Origin of the sequence: Pseudonocardia lacus, assembly GCF_018531445.1 — a bacterium.
Lineage (GTDB): Bacteria > Actinomycetota > Actinomycetes > Mycobacteriales > Pseudonocardiaceae > Pseudonocardia > Pseudonocardia lacus.
On the sequence record NZ_JAHDTH010000006.1, the window covers coordinates 61,803 to 78,387 of the forward strand.

18 protein-coding genes are annotated in these 16,585 nt (G+C 75.4%); 8 read left to right on the plus strand and 10 right to left on the minus strand.

The window, feature by feature from the left end; all coding sequences use genetic code 11:
* The first annotated feature begins 99 nt into the window (after positions 1 to 99).
* Complete coding sequence (locus KIK08_RS02880) at positions 100 to 1,416, plus strand: BTAD domain-containing putative transcriptional regulator (protein WP_214401380.1); 1,317 nt, start codon at positions 100 to 102, stop codon at positions 1,414 to 1,416.
* Between the two features lie 57 nt (positions 1,417 to 1,473).
* The gene (locus KIK08_RS02885; protein WP_214401381.1) at positions 1,474 to 2,058 is read left to right on the plus strand and encodes a DinB family protein; all 585 of its coding nucleotides are present in this window, start codon (positions 1,474 to 1,476) and stop codon (positions 2,056 to 2,058) included.
* A 165-nt stretch (positions 2,059 to 2,223) separates the two neighbouring features.
* Here KIK08_RS02885 and KIK08_RS02890 read toward each other — a convergent pair whose 3' ends face one another.
* On the minus strand, positions 2,224 to 3,108 hold the full coding sequence (locus tag KIK08_RS02890; RefSeq protein WP_214401382.1) for a sigma-70 family RNA polymerase sigma factor: 885 nt from the start codon (positions 3,106 to 3,108) through the stop codon (positions 2,224 to 2,226).
* 96 nt (positions 3,109 to 3,204) lie between these two features.
* On the opposite strand from KIK08_RS02890, the gene KIK08_RS02895 reads away from it, so the two are divergent.
* A complete protein-coding gene (locus KIK08_RS02895) occupies positions 3,205 to 3,975 on the plus strand; it encodes an SDR family oxidoreductase (protein WP_214401383.1) in 771 nt (256 codons plus the stop codon).
* On the opposite strand, the gene KIK08_RS02900 is transcribed toward KIK08_RS02895, so the two are convergent.
* Entirely contained in the window at positions 3,899 to 4,417 is a 519-nt protein-coding gene (locus tag KIK08_RS02900; RefSeq protein ID WP_214401384.1) for a class I SAM-dependent methyltransferase, read from the minus strand. The two genes, KIK08_RS02895 and KIK08_RS02900, sit on opposite strands and share 77 nt — an antisense overlap.
* Positions 4,414 to 4,644, minus strand: coding sequence for an RNA-binding S4 domain-containing protein (locus KIK08_RS02905; protein ID WP_214401385.1), 231 nt, complete (start codon positions 4,642 to 4,644; stop codon positions 4,414 to 4,416). The genes KIK08_RS02900 and KIK08_RS02905 overlap by 4 nt, the downstream gene beginning before the upstream one ends.
* Before the next feature lie 101 nt (positions 4,645 to 4,745).
* On the opposite strand from KIK08_RS02905, the gene KIK08_RS02910 reads away from it, so the two are divergent.
* Entirely contained in the window at positions 4,746 to 6,977 is a 2,232-nt protein-coding gene (locus KIK08_RS02910; RefSeq protein ID WP_491063175.1) for a HelD family protein, read from the plus strand.
* A gap of 17 nt (positions 6,978 to 6,994) precedes the next feature.
* Here the strand turns inward: KIK08_RS02910 and KIK08_RS02915 are convergent, their stop codons facing one another.
* Complete coding sequence (locus tag KIK08_RS02915) at positions 6,995 to 7,774, minus strand: alpha/beta fold hydrolase (protein ID WP_308257349.1); 780 nt, start codon at positions 7,772 to 7,774, stop codon at positions 6,995 to 6,997.
* A 37-nt stretch (positions 7,775 to 7,811) separates the two neighbouring features.
* Between KIK08_RS02915 and KIK08_RS02920 the strand changes: the two genes are divergently transcribed.
* The 3 genes from KIK08_RS02920 (at position 7,812) to KIK08_RS02930 (ending at position 10,483) form a co-directional block, all read left to right on the plus strand.
* On the plus strand, positions 7,812 to 8,486 hold the full coding sequence (locus KIK08_RS02920) for an alpha-ketoglutarate-dependent dioxygenase AlkB family protein (RefSeq protein WP_214401386.1): 675 nt from the start codon (positions 7,812 to 7,814) through the stop codon (positions 8,484 to 8,486).
* A gap of 189 nt (positions 8,487 to 8,675) precedes the next feature.
* The gene (locus tag KIK08_RS02925; protein ID WP_214401387.1) at positions 8,676 to 9,068 is read left to right on the plus strand and encodes a hypothetical protein; all 393 of its coding nucleotides are present in this window, start codon (positions 8,676 to 8,678) and stop codon (positions 9,066 to 9,068) included.
* A gap of 119 nt (positions 9,069 to 9,187) precedes the next feature.
* Entirely contained in the window at positions 9,188 to 10,483 is a 1,296-nt protein-coding gene (locus KIK08_RS02930; protein ID WP_214401388.1) for a phospholipase D-like domain-containing protein, read from the plus strand.
* Positions 10,484 to 10,496: 13 nt separating this feature from the next.
* Here the strand turns inward: KIK08_RS02930 and KIK08_RS02935 are convergent, their stop codons facing one another.
* Positions 10,497 to 10,847, minus strand: coding sequence for a DUF6285 domain-containing protein (locus tag KIK08_RS02935; protein ID WP_214401389.1), 351 nt, complete (start codon positions 10,845 to 10,847; stop codon positions 10,497 to 10,499).
* 145 nt (positions 10,848 to 10,992) lie between these two features.
* Here KIK08_RS02935 and KIK08_RS02940 point away from each other — a divergent pair, with 145 nt between their 5' ends.
* Positions 10,993 to 12,258, plus strand: coding sequence for an acyl-CoA dehydrogenase family protein (locus tag KIK08_RS02940; protein ID WP_214401390.1), 1,266 nt, complete (start codon positions 10,993 to 10,995; stop codon positions 12,256 to 12,258).
* Positions 12,259 to 12,777: 519 nt separating this feature from the next.
* Here the strand turns inward: KIK08_RS02940 and KIK08_RS02945 are convergent.
* From KIK08_RS02945 to KIK08_RS02965, 5 genes are all read right to left on the minus strand, one after another.
* Entirely contained in the window at positions 12,778 to 13,635 is an 858-nt protein-coding gene (locus KIK08_RS02945) for an aminoglycoside phosphotransferase family protein (protein ID WP_214401391.1), read from the minus strand.
* A gap of 23 nt (positions 13,636 to 13,658) precedes the next feature.
* Positions 13,659 to 14,423, minus strand: coding sequence for an SDR family NAD(P)-dependent oxidoreductase (locus tag KIK08_RS02950; RefSeq protein WP_214401392.1), 765 nt, complete (start codon positions 14,421 to 14,423; stop codon positions 13,659 to 13,661).
* A gap of 78 nt (positions 14,424 to 14,501) precedes the next feature.
* Positions 14,502 to 14,978, minus strand: a complete 477-nt coding sequence (locus KIK08_RS40835) for an acyltransferase (RefSeq protein ID WP_214401393.1) — start codon at positions 14,976 to 14,978, stop codon at positions 14,502 to 14,504.
* Positions 14,979 to 15,031: 53 nt separating this feature from the next.
* Positions 15,032 to 15,769, minus strand: coding sequence for an enoyl-CoA hydratase/isomerase family protein (locus KIK08_RS02960; protein WP_214401394.1), 738 nt, complete (start codon positions 15,767 to 15,769; stop codon positions 15,032 to 15,034).
* Positions 15,770 to 15,832: 63 nt separating this feature from the next.
* The gene (locus KIK08_RS02965) at positions 15,833 to 16,294 is read right to left on the minus strand and encodes a hypothetical protein (protein WP_308257350.1); all 462 of its coding nucleotides are present in this window, start codon (positions 16,292 to 16,294) and stop codon (positions 15,833 to 15,835) included.
* Between the last annotated feature and the right edge of the window lie 291 nt (positions 16,295 to 16,585).

Here is a 16,585-nt window from a genome sequence, read left to right on the forward strand (position 1 = left end):
CGTTTAAAGACGCGGGGAGGGCTCTCGGGTAACGTGATCGGGCCGGCGCCGGAACTCCCGGGAGAGCCGGGAACGGCCAGGTGAGGAGCGGGATCGGGCGTGCTGCGGTTCAGCCTGCTCGGGCCCGTGGAGGCCCACCGCGACGGCGTCCGGGTGCCGCTGGGCGGCCCGAAGCAGCGCGCCGTGCTCGCGGTGCTGCTGCTCAACGCCAACCGCACCGTGCAGGTCAGCCAGATCGTCGACGGCGTGTGGGGCGAGCGGGCGCCGGAGCGGGCCGTGAACGCCGTGCAGGTCTACGTGTCCGGTCTGCGCCGCGCGCTGGAACCGCACCCGCCGGCCGCCGCGGACGACCGGCTGCTCATCACCAACGGCACCGGCTACGTGCTGCGCGCCGACGAGCGCAGCCTCGACCTGCTGGAGTTCCTGGCCGCGGCGGCCGAGGGCCGACGCGCGCTCGACCAGGGCCGCGCCGTCGACGCCGCCGACCGGCTGCGCCACGCGCTCGGCCTGTGGCGGGGCCGCCCGCTGGCCGACGTGGCCGACGAGCCGTTCGCCGAGGCCGAGGCGGCGGCCCTGGAGGAGACCCGGCTCGCCACCATCGAGGCCCGCGCCTCGGCCGACCTCGCCGCCGGGCGCGACGCGGAGCTGGTCGCCGAGCTGCGCACCCTGGTGGCCGAGCACCCCCTGCGCGAGCGGTTCCGCGGCCTGCTGGCCGAGGCGCTCTACCGGGCCGGTCGGCAGGCCGACGCGCTGGAGGTGTTCCGCGACGCCCGCGCCGTGCTGGCCGACGAGCTGGGCGTCGACCCGAGCCCCGAGCTGCGGGCGCTGGAGCAGACCATCCTCAACCAGGGCGAGCTCGGGCGCGCCCACCGCGACGGGCGCCCCTTCCTGCTGCTGCACGAGGCCGGCGGCACCCAGCGCGTCATCGCCCTGGACCCGACCCGCTCACCGCTGACGATCGGCCGCCGCCCGGCCAACGACATCAGCCTCAGCTGGGACGCGGAGGTATCGCGCGAGCACGCCCGCCTGGAGCACCGCGACGGCGGGTGGGAGCTGGTCGACGACGGCGTCTCGCGCAACGGCACCTACGTCGACGGCGAACGCGTCCGGCAGCGCCACCGGCTGCAGGACGCCCAGATCCTGCGCCTCGGTCGCACGGTGCTGATCTACCGCACCTCCGGCGAGCCCGCCTCGCGCCCCGATCCCGAGTACGGCGTCACCGTGGACGCCCAGGCCCGGGCGGCGGTCGCGCTCAGCGCGCGTGAGCACGACCTGCTGGCCGGGCTGGCCGCCGGCCGGCGCGACCCCGGCGTGGAGGCGCTGTGGCGCCGGTTCGCCGTCGAGGACCTCCCCGACGCCGAGCGCGACGGCATGGTGCTGCGCCTGGCCCGCCGGCTCGGCGTCCTCGACGGCTGACCCCCCCGCGCGGAGGCCGCGTGACGGATGTCGGGCCCCGGTGGCACCCTGCCCGCCATGACCGGACCCGACCCGAAGGCCCACCTGCACCGCTACCTGCAGATCGCCCGCGACGCGCTGCTGTGGAAGCTCGACGGCCTCGGCGAGTACGACGTCCGCCGCCCCCTCACCCCCACCGGCACCAACCTGCTCGGCCTGGTCAAGCACCTCGCCAGCGTGGAACTCGGCTACTTCGGCGACACCTTCGACCGCCCCTCGGGCATCCCGCTGCCCTGGTTCGACGACGACGCCGAACCGAACGACGACATGTGGGCCACACCGGAGGAATCCCGCGAGGACATCATCGGCCTGTACACCCGCGCCCGAGCCCACGCCGACGCCACCATCGACGCGCTCCCGCTCGACGCCGTCGGCCACGTCCCGCACTGGCCGGGCGAGCGCAGCGAGGTCACCCTGCACCAGATCCTGGTGCACATGATCGCCGAGACGCACCGGCACGCCGGCCACGCCGACATCGTCCGCGAGCTGATCGACGGGCAGGTCGGGCTGCGGGTGGACAACGACAACATGGCGCCGGGGGATGGTGGGTGGTGGGGGGAGTACCGGGAGCGGTTGGAGCGGGCGGCTCGGGAGGCGGGTTGACCGCTGCGAGGACACCACCCCGCGCTGCGAGGACGCTCCCGCCCGGGGTTGGGCGTCTTCGCAGGGGTGGTGGGGTCTTCGCAGGTGCTGCGGACCCTGCGAAGACCATGGGGACTCTGCGACGTCGCCGGCAGACGTCGAGGGCTGCGAGGTGTGCGCACCGCCCTACTCGGCCGGCGCCCCATCGATCTCGGTGATGGCGAGGGAGCGGAGGCGGTCAGGTTCGGCGATCACCTCGACCCCGCCGATCCGCGACCCGACGAACGCGAACCGCAGCGCCACCACGAGCCGCCCACGCGGCGCCAGTACCAACCCGACGTCCCCGTCGACCAGCACGATCCGGCTCGCCCGCACCCGTTCGGACGCCAGCAGCGCTCCCCGCGCCACGTTCGGAGCCCCGCGCAGCTCGACCGGGGCGGGTGTCGGGCCGACCGCCGCGTCGGCGTGCAGCACCACGTCCGGGTCGAGCAGCGCGACGAGGGCGTCGAGGTCGCCGCCGCGGGAGGCGGCCAGGAACGCCTCCACCACCTGCCGGTGCAGGGGGAGGTCGGCGTGTGGCGCCGCACCGGCCCCGCGCACCCGGCGCCGGGCGCGGCTGGCCAGTTGGCGCGCCGCGGTGGGGGAGCGCCCGACCATGGGGCCGATCTCGTCGAACGGCACGGCGAACATGTCGTGCAGCACGAACGCGAGCCGTTCGGCGGGGGCGAGGGTGTCCAGCACGACCAGCAGGGCCAGCCCGACGGAGTCGGCGAGCACCGCCTCCCCTTCGGGGTCGGGGCCGTTCGCCGGCTCCGACAGGTGCTCGTCGAGCGGCTCCTCGGCGCGCGTGTCGCGGCTGCGCAGCATGTTCAGGCAGACCCGTGCCACCACCGTGGTCAGCCAGGCGTCGAGGTTGCGCACGTCGTCGACGCCGGCGCGGTCCACCCGCAGCCAGGCCTGCTGCACGGCGTCGTCGGCCTCGCCTGCCGAACCCAGCATCCGCTGGGCGATCGCACGCAGCCGGGGTCGGTCGGCCTCGAAGCGGGCGGCCAGCTGGTCGCGTCCGTCCATCGCGTCACGTTCCTCCCTCGCGGGGTGTCGGAGCAATGACCCGCGGGACCCGGTCGACGTGACCGGATCTCGAACCCTGCGACGAACGGAGTCAGTGTGTCCGCATCATTCCTGGTCACCGGCGGTACCGGCACCCTCGGGCGGCTGGTGGTGCCGCTGCTGCGGGCCGCCGGGCGAGACGTGCGGGTGCTCAGCCGGCGCCCGCGCGAGCTGCCCGCCGGTGTCGAGCACGTCACCGGCGACCTGCTCACCGGCGAGGGCGTCGACCGCGGTGTGGCTGGCGCCGACGTCGTCGTGCACCTGGCCGGCGGGCCCAAGGGCGACGACCGCGCCACCGCCACCCTCGCCCGCGCCGCGGCCGCCGCCGGCGTGCGGCACCTGGTGCTCATCTCGGTCATCGGCGCCGACCAGGTCCCGCTGGGCTACTTCCGGGCCAAGCTCGACGCGGAGCGGGCGGTGTCGGAGTCCGGGGTGCCCTGGACGACCCTGCGCGCGGCCCAGTTCCACGACCTCGTGCTGACCGTCGCGAAGAAGATGACGGCGCTGCCGGTGGTCCCCGCCCCCGGCGGGCTGCGCTTCCAACCCGTCGACGCCCGCGACGTGGCGGCCCGGCTGGTCGAGCTGGCGGTGGGCGAGCCGGCGGGGCGGGTGCGGGACCTGGCGGGGCCGTCCGTGCACGGCATGGACGAGTTGCTGCGCGGCTACCTGCGGGAGACCGGCCGACGCCGTCCGCTGCTCCCGGTGCGCATCCCGGGAGCAGCGGGGAGGGCCTACCGCGCGGGCGACAACCTCAACCTGGACACGGCCGACCGGGGTCGGCGCTCGTGGGAGGAGTTCCTGACCGAGCGGTCCGCGGTGGTGGTGTAGCCGGCTCAGCCCGGCGGCTGCACGCCGCGGCCGCGAGGCTGTGGGCGAGGTCGGGCAGCCGCTCGACCCGGGCCGGCCCGACCACGACCAGGGTGCCGCCGGGGCGGAGCAGTTCGGCCATGCGGGTCAGGCCGCGGGCCGCGTCGACGTGGTGGAGGGTGGCCACCGAGGCCACGAGGTCGAAGGAGGCCGGGGCGAACGGGTGGTCGAAGAGGTCGCCGACGACGAAGGCGTCGCGGAGGGCGGGGAACTCCTCACGGGCGCTCCCGACGGTGCCGGGGTCGGTGTCCAGCCCGACCACCTCGTCGGCGATCCCGGCCAGTTCGGCGGTGAGCAGCCCGTTGCCGCAGCCGACGTCGAGCGCCCGGGCCGGCCGCGCGGGCGCGGCGTCGAGGACGACGCGGTGGTAGTGGATGTTGTGGTTCCACCGCGCAGGGGTCATGTGGCGCGCACGGGCCGCGCGCGGAGTTCGCCGACCGCCACGACGGAGCCGACGGCCAGTTGCGCGCCGCGGCGGGTCTCGGTGCGCCCGTCGACCAGGACGGCGCCCTCCTCGATCAGCGCCCTGGCGTGCCCGCCGTCCTCGGCCAGGCCGGACAGCTTGAGGAACTGGCCGAGCCGGATGGGGTCGTCGCGGAGGGGGACGTCGCGGATGGGTGGGCGAGCCATCCCGCGATCCTCCCAGGTGCGCAGCATGATCAAGAACTCGATGGAACGTCGCCGGAAGAACAAGACTGTTTCTCGGCAGATCGGGCGTGCACCCTGCTGCGGTGTCCGGAACCGAGATCACCGACGAGATCGCGCGCGAGCAGGCCCACGTCACCGAGCTGTACGCGGTGGTGGACGCGATGCGCGCGGAGGTGGCGCAGCGCCTCGCGGCCCTGTCGGCACCCGCCGAGCAGGCAGACGAGCCCGACGCCGACCGGGACGCCGAGCTGGCCTGGAACTCCCGCCGGGCCGCCCGGCTGCAGGCGGTGGAGCGCGGGCTGTGCTTCGGCCGGCTGGACACCGAGGACGGCGCGTCGGTGCACATCGGCCGGATGGGCCTGTTCCGCGATGGTGACGGTGGCGACGACGAGACCCTGCTGCTCGACTGGCGCGCGCCCGCCGCCCGGCCCTTCTACACGGCCACGGCCCGCGCCCCGCAGGGCGTCCGCCGGCGCCGGCGCATCAGCACCCGCGACCGCGCCGTGGTCGACCTCGACGACGAGCTGCTGAGCTCCTCGGGCGCCGGGGCGGAGGCGGGGCTGGCCGGCGAGGCCGCGCTGCTGGCCGCGGTGACCGCCGGGCGCAGCGGCCGCATGCGCGACATCGTCGCCACCCTGCAGGCCGAGCAGGACCGCATCATCCGCTCCGACCAGATGGGCGTGCTCGTCGTCGAGGGCGGTCCCGGCACCGGGAAGACGGCCGTGGCCCTGCACCGCGCGGCGTACCTGCTCTACAGCCGCCGGCACCTGCTGGCCCGCGGGGTGCTGGTGGTCGGGCCGAGCCGGGTGTTCATCGACTACATCGGGCAGGTGCTGCCCGGCCTCGGCGAGGACGCCGTGGTCGCCGCGACCGTCGCCGAGCTGCGGCCCGGGATCGTGGTCGACCGCGTCGACCCGCCGGCGACGCGGGTGCTGAAGGGCGCCTCGGTGATGGCCGAGCGGCTGGCCGCCGCCGTCCGGGCGCGGGTCGCGCGCCCGACCGGGCCGGTCGAGTTGGAGTTCGAGGGGCAGGCGCTGCGGCTGGACCCGGTCGAGGTCCGCCGCGCGGTCCGGGTGGCCCGGCGGACGGGGCAGCCGCACAACCGGGCGCGGCTGGTGTTCCAGCGCGAGGTCGTCGGGGCGCTGGCGGAGCGCATCGTCGCGGCGCTGGAGGCGGTGGTGGTCGACGAGTCGGGGCGGGCCCTGGACGGCGGCACCGCCGACGGCCGGCTGGGCGCGGCCGACATCCGGGCGTTGGAGGCGGCCGGGTTCGTCGTCGATCCCGACGATCCCGGCGGCCCGGTCACGATGGTCGACGAGGTGGACGCGGCGGCCCTGCGCGGCGCGCTGCTGGCCGAGCCGGCGGTCGGCGACGCCCTGGACGAGCTGTGGCCGGAGCTGGCGCCCGGGCCGGTGCTGGAGGCGCTGCTGGCCGACCCGGCGCGGGCCTGGCCCGACCTCACCGCCGCCGAGGTCGACGCGCTGCGCCGCGAGCCGGGCGGCTGGAGCGCGGCCGACGTCCCGCTGCTGGACGAGCTCGCCGCCCTCATCGGGTCCGACGCGCCGGCGGGGTCCGGCGCGGGCGGTCTCGCCGAGCGGGCCGCCGCCGACCCGACCTGGGTGTACGGCCACGTCGTGGTGGACGAGGCCCAGGAGCTCTCGGAGATGGCGTGGCGGATGCTGGTGCGGCGCTGCCCCTCCCGCTCGATGACCGTCGTCGGCGACCTGGCCCAGACCGGCGATCCGGCCGGCGCCGCGTCCTGGGACCGGGTGCTGGGCCCGCACCTGCAGCAGCGCTGGGAGCTGGTGCGGCTGACGGTCAACTACCGGACCCCGGCGGAGATCATGGACGCGGCCGAGGAGCTGCTGGCCGCCCACCCGGTCCCGGACGGGGCGGGCGAGCGGGTGCGGTCGCGGTCGGTCCGCTCGGAGGGAGCGGGGCCGTGGCGGGTGCGGACCGCGGCGGCCGACCTCCCGCGGCGCGTCGCGGCCCTGGTCGCGGACGAGGCGGTGGCGCTGGAGGAGGGGCGGGTGGCGGTCATCGCGCCCGCGGCCCGGGTACCCGCGCTGGCCGCGGCGCTGTCGGTCCCGCAGGAGCCCGACCCCGAGCGCGGGGTCGTGCTGCTCACCCCGGAGCTGGCCAAGGGGCTGGAGTTCGACGTGGTGGTGATCGCCGACCCGGCGGCCGTGCTGGCCGCGTCGGAGCGCGGCGCCAACGACCTGTACGTGGCGATGACGAGGGCGACGCACCGGCTCGGGATCGTGCACGTCGGGCCGCCCCCGGCGGGCCTGGCGGGCATCCCCGAGCGGGAGTGAGCCGGCCTGCCCGGGGCTCAGCCGAGCATCCGCCGGATCTCCTCGGCGACCAGGGCCGGGCGCTCCAGGTGGATGTCGTGCCCGCTGCCGGCGACGAGCACGTGGCGCCCGTCGGGCAGCCCGGCCGCGTACCGCTCGTGCGCCGCGATCAGCTCGGGCCGGGTGCCGGCGGAGAGCACGGTGACGGGCACCCGCGGCGGCGTGGGCGGCGCGTCCCGCACCTCGGCCAGGCCCGCGGTGAACGCCCGCCGCTCGGCGACCGTGCCGTCGACCGACCCGGGGACGATCCCCGCGGACCAGGCGATCCCGGCGACCCGCCGCCGGTGCAGCCGATCCAGCCGGCCGATGCGGGCCTGCAGCGGCAGCGTGGCGGCGCCCAGCCGGGTCAGCGCCCGCATCGCGGGGGTGTAGGACGCCGGCAGGTCCTCGGCGGCCGGGTCGACCAGCACCATGCCGACGACGTCGTCGGGCCGCGCGGCCGCGGCCAGCCGGCACACCGGCCCGCCGATGCTGTGCCCGACCAGCACGAACGGGCCGGGGCGCAGCGCGTCGAGCAGGTCGGCGAGGTCCTGGGCCATCCGCCGGGCCGTGCGCGGGCGCGGATCGGGGTCGCTCCCGCCCAGGCCGGCGCGGTCGTAGGCGACGAACCGGGTGACCGCGCCGACCCGGGCGGCCACGCCGGCCCACATCCCGTGCCCGTCGCCGAGCCCGCACTCGGCCACGACCACCGGCGTGCGCCCCGGTCCGGGGGCCGTCTCGGACACGCGGAGCCGGCGGCCGTCCGGGAGGGTGATCACCGCGGCAGGCTATTACCGTCGCGTCCCGGGAGGACCGATGCTCGAACTGCTGCCCCGTGAGCGCCGCCCGCTCGCCCCCGGCGCGGTGCACGTGCCCGGCTGGCTGGACGTCGACCAGCAGCGCCGGCTGGTCGAGGCCTGCCGGGGGTGGGCCCGCGAAGGGCCGGGGATCCGGCACGCGGTGCTGCCCAACGGCGCGACGATGAGCGTGCGCACGGTGTGCCTGGGCTGGCACTGGATGCCCTACCGGTACTCCCGCACCCGCGACGACCAGGACGGCTCGCCGGTCGCGCCGTTCCCGCCCTGGCTGGCCGAGCTCGGGCGCCGCGCGGTCGCCGACGCCTACCTCGACCCCGAGCGCGGGCGGCGCTACGCCCCGGACATCGCGCTCGTCAACCACTACGACGGCGACGCCCGCATGGGGATGCACCGCGACAGCGACGAGCGCGCCCCCGACCCCGTCGTGTCGCTCTCGCTCGGCGCGCCCTGCCTGTTCCGGCTGGGCAACGTCGAGCACCGCGGCCGGCCGTGGGTGGACGTGGAGCTGCGCTCGGGCGACCTGGTGGTCTTCGGCGACGAGCACCGGCTGGCCTACCACGGCGTGCCGAAGCTGCTGGCCCACTCGCCGGCCGACCTGCCCGACATCGGCCTGGACCGGGGCCGGCTGAACATCACGCTGCGGGTCTCGGGGTTCGCGGACCCGCCGCGGTGACGGCCGGACGTGACGGGCGCACGCCCACCGGCATCGAAGGGCGGGCTCGCGGTCCGGGGCGGGCGAGGGGTGCCCGGAGGTCCTGTCCGGATCGGGACCTTCGACCCTGGGCGCGATGGTCCATAAGTAGTTCAGTGGCCGGGGCGAGTCGGTCGCCGTCGCTCGCGCATCCGCTCGGGAGGGCCCACGATGTCGACCATCGACGACCTCTTACCCGCGCCCCGCATGGCCCCGGCCGCCAGCGCCGGCGTCTCGATGTCGGTGCGCGGCCCGCGGCACGCCGTGCTCACGGTCACCGGCGATGCCGGCCCCGCGGTGGTTCGGCTGGTCGAGGTGATGCTGGACACGATCCTCGCCGATGGCGTCCGCCACGTCATCGCCGACCTGTCCGCGGTCTCCGCGGTGCCGCCCTCCCTCGGCGACGCGCTCTCCTCGGTGGCCCGGGTGCTCGAACGGCGCGGTGGTTGGCTGCTCGTCGAGGGCGGTGCCGCCGTGGGGTGGCCGGAGGACGACGGTGGGGTCCTGCTCGAGTCGTCCCTGCTGGACGCCTTCCAGGCGTACCGGGCGTCCGTGCAGCCCTGACGGGGCCGCCGAGCACGTCGTCGCGTTCCGGGCATGATGTCGCTCATGCCGCTCGTGGGTGATCCTCCTTCCCGACCGGGTGCTCGTCGACGCCCGACGACCCGGCCGGAGGTGACCGCGTGAAGCTCGGACCGGTCGTGTCCCGCGGCTGGCCGGTGCTGGCCGGTGCCGCGCTCGTCGGCGGGCGCTACGCCGCCGACTCCCTGCGGCACCGGCGCGAGAGCGGCCACGGCTATGCGCTGCGCGGGGCCGACCTGCACGTCGGGTCCGAGGCGTTCCTCTACGCCGCCGAGGCCCTGACCGGCGCGCCGATCTCCTCGGGCAACGACCTGGAACTGCTGATCAACGGCGACCGGATCTTCCCGGTGTTCCTGGACACCATCGAGCGCGCCCGCCGCTCGATCAACCTGCTGACGTTCGTCTACTGGCGCGGCGACATCGCCCACGAGGTCGCCGACCGGCTGAGCCGCCGGGCCCGCGACGGCGTCGAGGTCAACGTGCTGCTGGACGCGTTCGGCACCGCGAAGATGGATTCCCGGCTGGTCCGGGACATGATCGACGCCGGGGTCCACGTCGCCCGGTTCCGCCCGCTCAAGCCCTACGCGGTGGCCCGGGTGAACCACCGGACGCACCGCAAGATCCTGGTCGCCGACGGCCAGGTCGGGATGATCGGCGGGGTCGGCATCGCCGAGGAGTGGACCGGCGACGCGCAGGACCCCGACCACTGGCGCGACACCCACGTCCGGGTCCGCGGCCCGATCGTGCGCGGATTGCAGGGCGCCTTCGCCGAGAACTGGCTGGAGGCCACCGGCGACGTGCTGGTCGGCGAGGACTACCTGCCCGAGCTGCCCGACGCCGACGGCGCCGGCCCGATGCAGCTGGTGCGCTCATCGGCCGGGGTGGGCGACACCGACGCCGAGGCCCTGTTCTACCTGGCCATCGCCTGCGCGAGCGAGAGCATCGAGCTGACCACGGCCTACTTCGCGCCGCGCCCGGCGTTCGTCGAGGCGCTCGTCGAGGCGGCCGAGCGGGGCGTCGACGTGCGGCTGCTGGTGCCGGGCCGGCACATGGACAAGCCGCCGGTGCGCATCGCGGGGCGGGCGGTGTACAAGTCGCTGCTCGACGCCGGCGTGCGCGTCTGGGAGTACGGCCCGACGATGCTGCACGCCAAGACGCTGGTCGTCGATGGGGCCTGGTCGACGGTCGGCTCGGTCAACTTCGACAACCGCTCGTTCCAGCTCAACGACGAGGCCACGCTGTGCGTGCAGTCCGAGTCGTTCGCCGCCGACCTGTCGGCGCAGTTCGAGAAGGACCTGGCCGTCTCCGACGAGATCACCGCGGAGGGCTGGTCGGACCGGCCGCGCCGGTTCCGGGCCTACGAGCAGCTGGCCGTGCGGCTGCGTCGGGAGCTGTAGCCACCCGGCCCCGTCACCCCGACAGGTGGCGGGGGTTGGAGACCTCCAGGCGGGCGTGGGCGGCGGCGCGCAGCACCGCCCGCAGCTCGTCGCCGCGGTCGTCGAACTCGCCTGCGCGGATCGCCGCGCCGAGCGCGGCGTCGTCGGGGTGGCCGAGGCGGTCGAGGTCGGCCGCGTGCCGGCGCGCGTCCTCGGGGCCCCGCTCCAGCTCGCGCTCGACCATGCCGACCAGGCGCGCGGCGATGCGCACGTGGTAGGCGAGCATGCCGTCGGTGGCCGGTACGACCTCGTCCACCAGCAGCTCCCGGACGGTGCGCAGCAGCTCGGCGGCCTCGGGTCGGTCGTGCGGCGGGGTCGGGCCCATGGGCGTGTGATCTCCGCTCGTGTGATGTCGGTTTGGCCCGGTTGCCCTCGCGGGCGGCGCGGGGCACGGTCGGGACCACGGCCGGGAAACCGGTCAAGGCTGACCGATGCTGACCGATGACGTCCACCGATGCAATGGAGCGCTCATGGACCTGACCCTGCCCAAGGAGCTTCTCGACTACCTCGACGAGCTCGACGAGTTCATCGAGCGCGAGATCCGCCCCCTGGAGGAGGCCGACGACAACATCCGGTTCTTCGACCACCGCCGCGAGGACGCCCGCACCGACTGGGACCGCGGCGGGCTGCCCAGCCACGAGTGGGAGGAGCTGCTGCGCGAGGCCCGCCGCCGGGCCGACGCCGCCGGCCACTACCGCTACGCATTCCCGGCCGAGTTCGGCGGGCGCGACGGCTCCAACCTGGGCATGGCCGTGATCCGCGAGCACCTCGCGTCCAAGGGCCTCGGCCTGCACTGCGACCTGCAGAACGAGCACGCGATCGTGGGCAACAACGTCGGGCTGCTGCTGATGCTCGAGCACGGCAGCGACGAGCAGAAGGCCGAGTGGGTCGAGGGACTGGCGTCGGGCACCAAGGGCTTCGCGTTCGGCATCACCGAGCCCGAGCACGGCTCCGACGCCACCCACATGGACACCTACGCCGTCCGCGACGGCGACGACTGGCTGATCACCGGGGCCAAGACCTGGAACACCGGCATCCACACCGCGAAGTACGACCTGATCTTCGCCCGCACCTCCGGCGAGCCAGGCGACGGCCACGGCATCACCGCGTTCCTGACCCCCACCGACGCCCCGGGCTTCAAGGTCGAGGAGTTCCTCTGGACCTTCAACATGCCCACCGACCACGGCCGCATCAGCCTGGACCAGGTGCGGGTGCCGAACTCGGCGATCCTCGGCGAGGAGGGCCGCGGGCTGGCCGTGGTGCAGCACTTCTTCAACGAGAACCGCATCCGCCAGGCCGCGTCCAGCCTCGGCGCCGCGCTCTACTGCATCGACGAGTCGGTGAAGTTCGCCAAGCAGCGCAAGCCGTTCGGCAAGGCGCTGGCCACCAACCAGGCGATCCAGTTCCCGCTGGTCGAACTGCACGCCGAGGCCGAGATGCTGCGCGCGCTGATCCACAAGACGGCCTGGCTGATGGACACCGAGGGCGCGTTCACCCAGTCCGAGCAGGTCTCGATCTGCAACTACCGGGGCAACCGGCTGTGCTGCGACGCCGCCGACCGGGCCATGCAGGTGCACGGCGGGCTGGGCTACTCCCGGCACAAGCCGTTCGAGCACATCTACCGCCACCACCGCCGCTACCGGATCACCGAGGGCTCCGACGAGATCCAGATGCGCCGGGTGGCGGGCTACCTGTTCGGGTTCATGAAGCAGCGCGCCCCCAAGGGCATGGGCTGAGCCATCCTCCCGCCGGGGTTTCGGGGTCGGGTGGCCCCCTTCGCGGCCTGGCGGGCCGGCGGGTCGGGTGTCCTCGCACCGCTGAGTCTGTGAGGACCCCGAATCGCATGATCGACTCGGCGCGGGAGGGCGACAGCGCACACCCGCTGGGCGTCTTCGCAGAGTCCTCATGGTCTTCGCAGGGTCTACAGCACCTGCCAAGACCGCACAGGCCCTGCGAAGACGCCCCGAACCCCGGGCGGGGTGTCCTCGCAGCGCCAGGTGGGTGTCGCAGCGCCGGCTGGGTGCTCGCAGCGCGCCGGCGGGTTGCGAGGGCACCGCTGGGTCTGCGAGGACCCCGAATCACATGATCGACTCGGCCGGGGAGGGCGGCCCGCACACCCGCCGGCGAGGACGAGCCCGACCCCGGGACCGAACGGGAGCCCGGCAGCCTCCCCAAGCCCCTGCTTGACACTTCAGAGGTCGCCCTCCGCGTAGGAGTCGCCGGAGGCCCCTCAAAACCATCGGAGGCCGGGACAGTCACCCCGAACGGACAGCGTCGAAGTACCCGCCCGCAACGTCCACATCGGCCGCCGGATCGTCGTCGACCATGTGCTCGCTCCGGAAGCCGAGCCGACTCGCGACCTCGTACGCGACCGCGTACCGCCAGCCGGCCTCGCCGTGGCACGAACGCCCGTAGCGGATGATGTCGGCCAGCCCCGGCGCACCGGCGGCGTGCCACTCGTAGGCCAGGCGGGCGGCGTCGACCGCGGGGCTGCCGATGCCGAGGTTCTCCAGGTCGACCAGGCCGACGATCGTGTCGCCGTCGACGAGGACGTTGCCGAGGTTGAGGTCGACATGGACGTAGTCGCTCGCGGGGGGCGGAGGCGGCTGTGCCGTCGCCCAGGCCCGGACCTGCTCGCCCAGGGCTCGGGCGGTCGGGCCGATGGCGGCGGTGTTCGCCCAGTAGCCGGCCAGGTCGTCGCGGACCGTGGCGGCGACCCAGGCGTTGTGGTCGGTGCGGTGCTCGCCGGGCGGGGCGTCGCGCATCCGGTCGAGCATCGCGAGCAGTTCGGCGAGCAGGGCGGGACCGGGGTCGGCGGGGCGTCCGGGTAGGCGGGGCTGGAGCCAGGCGTACCCGCCGCCGTGCATGGGCGCGTGCGCGAGGACCGGGGCGGCGGGGATGCCGCGACGGCTCAGCTCCGGCACCTGCCCGGCCACGTACGGGATCTTCGCGGGCAGGTCCTCGTCCAGTCCCCACTTCGCGACGACCGGCTCGCCGTCCCAGTGCGCGAAGAACGTGCGCCGCTGGCCGCGGTGGCCCGGGACCGGTCGGACGCCGTCCAGCCGCACGCCCAACGCCGCCGCGATGTCGCTGCTGCCGCGCGCACCGGTCATGCGTCGGGATCGTAAGCGGCCGGTCAGGTGACGGTGATCCCGCCGTCCACGGCGAGGGTCTGGCCGGTGACGTAGCCGCCGGCGTCGCTGGCCAGGAACAGCAGCGCGGCGGTCAGCTCGGACGGGTTGCCCACCCGGTGCATCAGCACCCGCCGCTCCAACTGCTCCTCCAGGTAGCCGGGCTGGTACTGGTCGGTCATCTCGGTGGCGAAGAAGCCGGGCGCGAGTGCGTTGACCCGGATGCCCTTGCGCCCGCTCCACTGCTGGGCCAGGTCGCGGGTCAGGCCGATCAGGCCGGCCTTGCTGGCCGCGTAGCCGGCCTGCGGCAGCCCGGCCGTGGTCAGCCCGAGGACGCTGGAGATGTTGACGATGCTGCTGCCGCGCTGCATGACCCGCCCGCAGGCCTGGGCCATCCAGTAGCAGCCGTTGAGGTTGACGTCGATCACCCGCCGGAACTCGGCCGGGTCCTCCCGGGTGGCCGGCGCGGCCGTGCCGATGCCGGCGTTGTTGACCAGCACGTCGACCCGGCCGAACTCGGCCATCGCCGCGTCGACCAGTGCCTGGCAGTCGGGCTGCTGGGCCACGTCGGTGGCGACGGCGAGGGCCCGCCGGCCGGTGTCGGTGACGAGGTTCGCGGTGTCGGCGAGCCTGTCGGCGCGGCGGGCGCCCAGCACCACGTCGGCCCCGGCCTCGGCCAGGCCGCGGGCGAACGACACCCCCAGCCCCGATGACGCCCCGGTCACGATGGCCACCCGGCCCTCGAGGGAGAACCGCTCCATGATCGTCATTCCGACCTCCGCGCCGGCGCCCGCCCCGCCGCGGACGCGATCACCGGAAGATAGCCGCCGGGCCCCGCCCGGGGTGGCTCACGGCGAACCGGACGGGCGCTCGGTGATCGTCGACAGCACGCGGGCCGGCGTCCCGCCGACCACGGTGAACGGCTCGACGTCGGCGAGGACGACGCTGCCCGCGGCGACCACGGCGTGCTCGCCGATCCGGCACGGCCCCAGGACCAGCGCGTTGGTGGAGACCCACGCCCCGCGCCCGATCACCACGTCGCGGCCGGACCTGGGCACGGTGATCTGCCGGGCGCGGTCGAACACGGTGATGTCGTGGGTGCCGGTGAGCACCGAGACCCGGTGGCCGAAGAAGGCGTACTCCTCGACGGTGATCTCCCCGGAGGAGAGGTTGAACAGCGCGTCGTTGACCACGGCGGTCGGGTGGACGTGCAGCTTGCGCTCGTCGCCGTAGACCTGCGGTTCCCGGAGGGCCCGCTCGACCGCCGCGGCGACCCGCTCCTCGATGTACGCGGCGAGGTCACCGCCCGGCCCGGTTTCGGTCACCGCGCCGGATACCCGCTCCTCGGCGTCGCACTCGCACCCCGCACGGGAGTGGCTCAGCGGCGGTGGGCGGCGAGGGCGGCCGCGGTGGCGGGGGCCGCGAAGACGTCGGCGAACACGTCCACGCTGGTCGCGACGCAGGCGCTGATGCCCTGCTCCAGCCACGTCTCGAACAGCGCCTTCTGCGCCGCCAGCACCTCGGGGGTGTGCGCCGTGACACGCCGCAGCAGCGCCAGGGTCTCGGCGCGCAGCCGGTCGGGGGCGGCCACCCGGTTGGCGAAGCCGGGGCCGAAGGCGTCCAGCTCGTACAGGTCGCCGGTGAGGATCATCTCGCGGGCCCGGGACAGCCCCACGTACGCCGGCAGCAGGGCGGCGTCGACGACGGAGGGGATGCCGAGCGCGACCTCGGGCAGCCCGAGCCGCACGCCCGGACGGGCGGTGCGCAGGTCGCAGGCCAGCGCGAGCTCCAGGGCCGCGCCGATGCACGCGCCGTTGAGCATCGCCACCGTCGGGACGGGGGCGTGGCGCACGGCGCGCAGCGCGTCGGCGAGCCGGGAGATCAGCCGGCGGGCGGTGGCGGGGGTGAGGCCGGCGAAGGCGTCCAGGTGCATGCCGGCGCAGAACGCCCGCCCACCGGCCCCGGTGAAGACGATCGCGCGCGTGCCCGGCCCGATCCCGCGCACCGCGTCGGCCAGCGGTTCGAGGTCGTCGGGGTGCAGCGCGTTGGCCGCCTCCGGCCGGTCGAAGGTGATCCAGCGGACGTGGTCGTCGTCGACGACGGTGGGTGCGCCCATGGGCCCATCCTGGCCCGCCGCGGTGCCCTTCCGCGTCGGACCGTGGTCGGATGGAGGATCGGATCAGGAGAGCGCGCCGGCCACCGCCGCGGGTTCCGGCCCGGCGGGCGCGGCGCCGGACGGGGCGTCGGGTTCGGCCTCGTCGAACGGGGTGAAGCCGAGCCGCACCGCGCTGGCCACGACGGCGGTGGCGCGGGGTGGGGTGGCCCCCGCCCGGGTCACGTCGGCGCGCACGATCCCGGCCGCGTCGGCGGCGTCGAGCCGGGCCAGCAGCCGGGCCAGCGCCGCGGGGGCCTCGGTGGGCGGGGTCGAGCTCTGGACCAGGGTGCGGTGCAGCGGACCGGTCCGCCAGCTCTCGTGCGGGCCTCCGCCGCCGCCCACCGGCACCGCCAGCACCACGTCGAGCAGCCAGCGCGACGGCTTGCCGGCGATCTCGGGGGTCCGGTGCAGCTCGATCTCGACGACCTGGTCGGCGCGGACGAGGCTGCCGTCGAACATCTGCAGCCACACGGTGCTCAGGCTCACGCGGCGGTCTCCCTCGGTGTCTGGCGGGCGGGTCGGGCGGGCGGGTCGGGTGTCCCCGTCCACCCGACCGCCCCGCCCGGGGACCGGGCGGGGCGGTTCGGCGTGACAGAGACCGGATCAGAACGTTGTGACCAGGGAGTATCGGTGTCGACCACCTCCCATCACGGTGTCGGGTCGGACCGGTTCCGCGACGGAGGGGAGCGCTCCCGGGGCAGCACCGGCCGCACCCCGAGGGCGCGGCCGGTCCCCGGGCCGGGCCCCGGCCCCCGGCTGCCGGGGCCCGGGCGACCC

Bases quoted from the DNA above. Each gene is read 5' to 3' on its own strand.
- KIK08_RS02900 (WP_214401384.1), bottom strand. From the start codon at position 4,417: ATGACCCCTGCGCGGTGGAACCACAACATCCACTACCACCGCGTCGTC.
- KIK08_RS02945 (WP_214401391.1), bottom strand. From the start codon at position 13,635: ATGACCGGTGCGCGCGGCAGCAGCGACATCGCGGCGGCGTTGGGCGTG.
- KIK08_RS02960 (WP_214401394.1), bottom strand. From the start codon at position 15,769: ATGGGCGCACCCACCGTCGTCGACGACGACCACGTCCGCTGGATCACC.
- KIK08_RS02935 (WP_214401389.1), bottom strand. From the start codon at position 10,847: ATGGGCCCGACCCCGCCGCACGACCGACCCGAGGCCGCCGAGCTGCTG.
- KIK08_RS02940 (WP_214401390.1), top strand. From the start codon at position 10,993: ATGGACCTGACCCTGCCCAAGGAGCTTCTCGACTACCTCGACGAGCTC.
- KIK08_RS02890 (WP_214401382.1), bottom strand. From the start codon at position 3,108: ATGGACGGACGCGACCAGCTGGCCGCCCGCTTCGAGGCCGACCGACCC.
- KIK08_RS02920 (WP_214401386.1), top strand. From the start codon at position 7,812: ATGCTCGAACTGCTGCCCCGTGAGCGCCGCCCGCTCGCCCCCGGCGCG.
- KIK08_RS02905 (WP_214401385.1), bottom strand. From the start codon at position 4,644: ATGGCTCGCCCACCCATCCGCGACGTCCCCCTCCGCGACGACCCCATC.
- KIK08_RS02950 (WP_214401392.1), bottom strand. From the start codon at position 14,423: ATGACGATCATGGAGCGGTTCTCCCTCGAGGGCCGGGTGGCCATCGTG.
- KIK08_RS02925 (WP_214401387.1), top strand. From the start codon at position 8,676: ATGTCGACCATCGACGACCTCTTACCCGCGCCCCGCATGGCCCCGGCC.
- KIK08_RS02885 (WP_214401381.1), top strand. From the start codon at position 1,474: ATGACCGGACCCGACCCGAAGGCCCACCTGCACCGCTACCTGCAGATC.